The sequence below is a fragment of the Clostridium sp. AM34-11AC genome (genome assembly GCF_003435375.1).
GTDB classification, from domain to species: domain Bacteria; phylum Bacillota; class Clostridia; order Lachnospirales; family Lachnospiraceae; genus Pilosibacter; species Pilosibacter fragilis.
Map to the genome: position 1 here is coordinate 1 of NZ_QWGL01000067.1, position 5,038 is coordinate 5,038.

Sequence of the window (5,038 nt, forward strand, 5' to 3'; positions counted from 1 at the left end):
TAAGGACAGTACCCAAAAGGAGCTGCAAGAGGAGCAGGAAACGCTTCTGGAAGAAATTGCAGCCCTGAAAATACCGCTGACCGAGGTACAGGAGGATTTGAAGAAGCTGCGGGACATTCGCTACTGGGTACGGAAAGCCACCCCCGGCACAGAAGAAAGCAAAGAGCCGCCCAAGAAACAGCCTATCAAAGAAGTCTTGCAGGATAAGGCAGACGAGAAAAAAGCACAAAGAACCGCCCCGGCACAGGCGAAACACAGACAACAGGATATGGAACTTTAACAGGCACTTGCCATTTTCAATCAGAGAATGTCAGGTGCTTTTCTTATTTTCAAGGAGGGATAGATTTGAATGTATTTGAAGCTGTAAAGCAGTCCGTCACAACAAGACAGGCTGCGGAGCATTATGGAATCCATGTAGGGCGGAACGGGATGGCTTGCTGCCCGTTCCATAATGATAAAACCCCAAGCATGAAGCTGGATCGGCGTTACCACTGCTTCGGCTGCGGTGCGGATGGGGATGTGATTGATTTTGTCGCCGCCCTGTATGGGCTGGGAAAGAAAGAAGCCGCCGTACAACTGGCAAATGACTTCGGGCTTTCTTATGAGGACTGGAAGCCGCCGGGAAAGGTAAAAAAGCCCAAGCCCCGGCAGAAATCCCCGGAGGAACAGTTTCAGGAAGCAAAGAACCGCTGCTTCCGTATCCTTGCCGATTATCTCCACCTGCTTAGGGCATGGAGAAAGGATTATGTCCCGCACTCCCCGGAGGAAGCCGTTCATCCCCGGTTTGTGGAAGCCTTACAGAAGCAAGCCCAAGTGGAATATCTGCTGGATGTGCTGCTGTTCGGGGAGACAGAGGAAAAAGCGGCTTTGATTACGGACTACGGAAAGGATGTGATACAGCTTGAACAACGAATGGCAGAGCTTGCAGCCGCAGACGCAGCAAGAACTAAAAAACACCATGAACGCCATGCAGCCGCCCCAGAGCGTTGAGGAAATCAAGGCGGGGCTGGAAACTACCGAGAAAGGCGGTGTCCGTCAGAGCATACGGAACTGCCTGACCGTATTCCAGCGTGACCCGCTGCTTTCCGGGGCTATCGCATACAACATCCTGACTGACCGCAAGGACATCATAAAGCCCATTGGCTTCCACAGAGAAAGCACAGCCCTGAACGATACGGATATGAAGTATCTGCTTCTCTATCTGGAAGAAACCTATGGGCTTACCAATGAGAAAAAGATTGATAATGCCATCGGGATTGTGGCGAATGAAAACAAGTACCACCCCATCCGGGACTATCTCAATACCCTGGTGTGGGACGGGACAGAACGAATCCGCTTCTGTCTGCGGCACTTTCTGGGGGCTGACGCAGACGATTACACCTATGAAGCGTTGAAGCTGTTCCTGCTGGGTGCAATCTCACGAGCCTTTCAGCCGGGATGCAAATTTGAAATCATGCTCTGTCTGGTAGGCGGTCAGGGGGCTGGCAAGTCCACCTTCTTCCGTCTGCTGGCAGTCCGGGACGAGTGGTTCTCCGATGATTTGCGGAAGCTGGACGATGACAATGTGTACCGCAAGCTGCAAGGTCACTGGATTATCGAAATGTCGGAAATGATGGCAACCGCCAACGCCAAGAGCATTGAGGAAATCAAGTCATTTTTAAGCCGACAGAAAGAGGTTTACAAGATACCCTATGAAACCCACCCAGCAGACCGCCCCCGTCAGTGCGTGTTTGGCGGCACTTCCAATGCCCTTGACTTCCTGCCCCTTGACCGTTCCGGCAACCGCCGCTTTATCCCCGTCATGGTGTACCCGGAGCAAGCCGAGGTTCACATTTTGGAGGACGAAGCCGCTTCCAGAGCCTATATCGAGCAGATGTGGGCAGAAGCGATGGAAATTTACAGAAGCGGCAGGTTCAAGCTGGCTTTCAGCCCTGCCATGCAGCGGTATCTCAAAGAACACCAGCGGGATTTTATGCCGGAGGACACCAAAGCCGGGATGATACAGGCGTATCTTGATAAGTACACCGGGAGCATGGTCTGCTCCAAGCAGCTCTACAAGGAAGCTTTGAACCATGCCTTTGACGAGCCGAAGCAATGGGAAATACGGGAAATCAATGAGATTATGAACCAATGCATTGACCGCTGGCGGTACTTTCCGAATCCAAGAATGTTTTCCGAATACGGCAGACAAAAGGGCTGGGAGCGTGAAAACCCGGCAACGGACTCCGGCAACCCGTCTGAAAAAACGATGGACGGTTTTGTGGAGGTCACAGAACAGATGGAGCTTCCGTTCTGAAAATGGCAGCCCGTTGCACCCCCTGTTGCTATCCCGTTGCCGAGCCGGTTGCCGGGGAAAATCCCGAAACTATCGGCTTTTCTCCCCTATGACAACCAAAACAACAGAAAAATAAAAGAAAAGTATAAATAGTAACCATCGCCAGATTGAGATTGTTTGCAAGGTCTTTTGTAGCCCGTTGCCGGACTTCGTTGCCGACACCCTCTGTCTGGCTATTTTCATGTATGGAGGATAACTGCCTATGGCAAAAAACAAAACAGAAATTCATGTGACTACTGTATTTGACGGGGAGCTGGACGCCACCGATGTGTTCGTCAGCCTGATTTCCCAGAAATACAGCAAGACGAATACAAAAGAATATCTTGCTAAAAAGAAAGATATGAAGTATAATGAAGATGAGGTTCAAAAGAGCCAGATACCGTCTGGATTGTGTGGGTAAATGGCTATGATGAACGAAATGGAATACAGAACAATCGGTTCGGCACTTGCCGGGGGCTATCGTGCAGCGGTCTATTGCAGACTGTCAAAGGACGATGACCTGCAAGGCGAAAGTGCCAGTATCGCAAACCAGCGTGATATGCTGGAAAAATACTGCGAAAAGCAGGGATGGGAGGTTGTGGCAGTCTATCAGGACGATGGCTTCACAGGTCTTAATATGGAGCGTCCTGATTTACAGAGAATGTTGAGAGCCATTGAGCGCAGGCAAATCAACCTTGTCATCACGAAAGACCTCAGCCGACTGGGGCGTAACTATCTGCAAACCGGGCATTTGATTGAGGACTTTTTCCCAAGAAATGGTGTCCGCTATATCGCCATGAATGACGGTATCGACACCCTGCGGGATAACAACGATATTGCCCCGTTCAAGAATATCCTGAACGAGATGTACAGCAAGGATATTTCCAAGAAAGTCCATTCCTCTTATCTTCTGAAAGCGCAGAAAGGACAGTTTACCGGGTGTCTTGCCCCGTTCGGGTATCGGAAAGACCCGGAGGACAAAAACCATCTGCTCATTGACGAGGAAACCGCCCCGATTGTGCGGCTGATTTTCGGATATGCCCTAAACGGTCATGGTCCGAACTATATCCGCAGACGGCTGGAGGAAGAAAAAATCCCCTGCCCCACATGGTGGAACCGGGAACGGGGGCTTCGCAATACCCGCACCAAATGGGAAAAGAAAGACCCGGAAAACGGGCGGTATATGTGGGACTTCTCCGTTATCAAAGACCTTTTGATGAATCCCGTCTACACCGGGGCGATTGCTTCCCAGAAAAAGGACTACCGTTTCAAAATCGGCACGATTGGGGAAAAGAAGCCGGAGGACTGGATTGTGGTGGAGGGACAGCATGAACCGCTGATTGACCGCATGAGCTTTGACATTGTGCAGAACAAGCTGAAATCCCGCCAGCGTCCGGGGCAGACCAATGAAATCAGCCTGTTTGCCGGACTGATAAAATGCGGTGAGTGTGGGAAGTCACTGACGATACGCTACACAAACGCAAAACATCCCCAGCAGATTTACTCCTGCAAAACCTACAATGCCTTTGGAAAGAACCACTGCACCCAGCACCGGATTGATTATGACACCCTTTACAGCCATGTGCTGCGGAAAATCCGGGAATGTGCCAGAGCCGCCCTGATGGACGGGGAAGCGGTTGCCGACCGCTTGACCAATACCTGTGAAGCCGAGCAGCGGGAACAGCGGGAAGCAATGGAACGCTCCCTCACAAGGGACGAGGAACGGATTGAGGTTCTGGACAAAATGGTAATGCGGCTTTATGAGGATATGATTGCAGGGCGTATCAGTGAACAGAATTTCAACACCATGCTGGAAAAGACACAGACCGAGCAAGCGGAGCTTAAAGCAAAAGTGTCCGAGGGCAGAAAGCGGCTGTCCGATGAAGTCCAGCTTGCCAATGACGCAAAACAATGGGTGGAAGCCATTCAGGAATACGCCAATATCACAGAGCTGGACGCAGCCACCCTCAACCGCTTAATCAAAGAAATCGTCGTGCATGAGCGCATTGACGAAGATAAAACAAGACACATTTCTATCGAAATTCATTTTAATCTCAAACCCATCCCAGAGGTGGAACAGGTCACTGCCTGACCTGTCCCGCCGGGACGGTTCTCTTAAAAACACCATATAGATTTTTTGTACGCCGCCGCCCGCCATCGAGCAGAGTTTTACACCTAATTGGGGATAAAACAGCTCATGGCCGGTGCTGGTGTAGCCGTGGTAGGCATGGTCCTTGTACCTCTGCTCTCCGGGCTTTTCTCTGTCTAAGCGTCTCCGTATGAAATCCTTGCCGCTCCCGCAGCTTTGCGGGGGCGGCGGAAAGGAGGTTGACACCGTATGGATTTCTTACTTGAAGCCCTGACAAATTGGCTGAAAGAAATGCTGGTGGGCGGTATTATGAGCAACCTTTCGGGGATGTTTGACAGTGTAAATCAGCAGGTCGCGGATATATCCGTACAGGTAGGCCAGACCCCACAGGGATGGAATGGCAGTATTTTCAGCATGATTGAGAATCTGTCCAACTCCATCATGGTGCCGATTGCAGGCGTGATCCTGGCTATCGTGATGACCGTAGACCTGATCCAGATGATCGCAGACAAGAACAACCTGCATGATGTGGACACCTGGATGATTTTCAAGTGGGTGTTCAAATCAGCCGCTGCCATCCTCATTGTCACAAATACATGGAATATCGTGATGGGCGTCTTTGATATGGCGCAGAG

General features: G+C 50.8%; 5 protein-coding genes and 2 pseudogenes. All 7 read left to right on the forward strand.

Features of this window, described 5'->3' with window-relative positions:
* A pseudogene (locus DW826_RS17400) lies at positions 1-280 on the forward strand (conjugal transfer protein); the annotation flags it as partial.
* A gap of 65 nt (positions 281-345) precedes the next feature.
* The gene (locus tag DW826_RS17405; RefSeq protein ID WP_117553312.1) at positions 346-990 is read left to right on the forward strand and encodes a CHC2 zinc finger domain-containing protein; all 645 of its coding nucleotides are present in this window, start codon (positions 346-348) and stop codon (positions 988-990) included.
* A complete protein-coding gene (locus DW826_RS17410; protein ID WP_005929926.1) occupies positions 959-2,296 on the forward strand; it encodes a virulence-associated E family protein in 1,338 nt (445 codons plus the stop codon). The genes DW826_RS17405 and DW826_RS17410 overlap by 32 nt, the downstream gene beginning before the upstream one ends.
* 241 nt (positions 2,297-2,537) lie before the next feature.
* Positions 2,538-2,735: a hypothetical protein gene (locus DW826_RS17420; protein ID WP_009256568.1), complete on the forward strand. Its 198-nt coding sequence runs from the start codon at positions 2,538-2,540 to the stop codon at positions 2,733-2,735.
* On the forward strand, positions 2,736-4,406 hold the full coding sequence (locus DW826_RS17425; RefSeq protein ID WP_006060475.1) for a recombinase family protein: 1,671 nt from the start codon (positions 2,736-2,738) through the stop codon (positions 4,404-4,406).
* A gap of 90 nt (positions 4,407-4,496) precedes the next feature.
* A pseudogene (locus DW826_RS17430) lies at positions 4,497-4,583 on the forward strand (Maff2 family protein); the annotation flags it as partial.
* A gap of 69 nt (positions 4,584-4,652) precedes the next feature.
* Positions 4,653-5,038: VirB6/TrbL-like conjugal transfer protein, CD1112 family (locus tag DW826_RS17435; RefSeq protein WP_242994147.1), on the forward strand; the 386-nt coding region annotated here is incomplete at its 3' end.

What these genes read in the sequence shown, in the direction of transcription:
- DW826_RS17410 (WP_005929926.1), top strand. Translation starts at nt 959, where the DNA reads ATGAACGCCATGCAGCCGCCCCAGAGCGTTGAGGAAATCAAGGCGGGG.
- DW826_RS17420 (WP_009256568.1), top strand. Translation starts at nt 2,538, where the DNA reads ATGGCAAAAAACAAAACAGAAATTCATGTGACTACTGTATTTGACGGG.
- DW826_RS17425 (WP_006060475.1), top strand. Translation starts at nt 2,736, where the DNA reads ATGGCTATGATGAACGAAATGGAATACAGAACAATCGGTTCGGCACTT.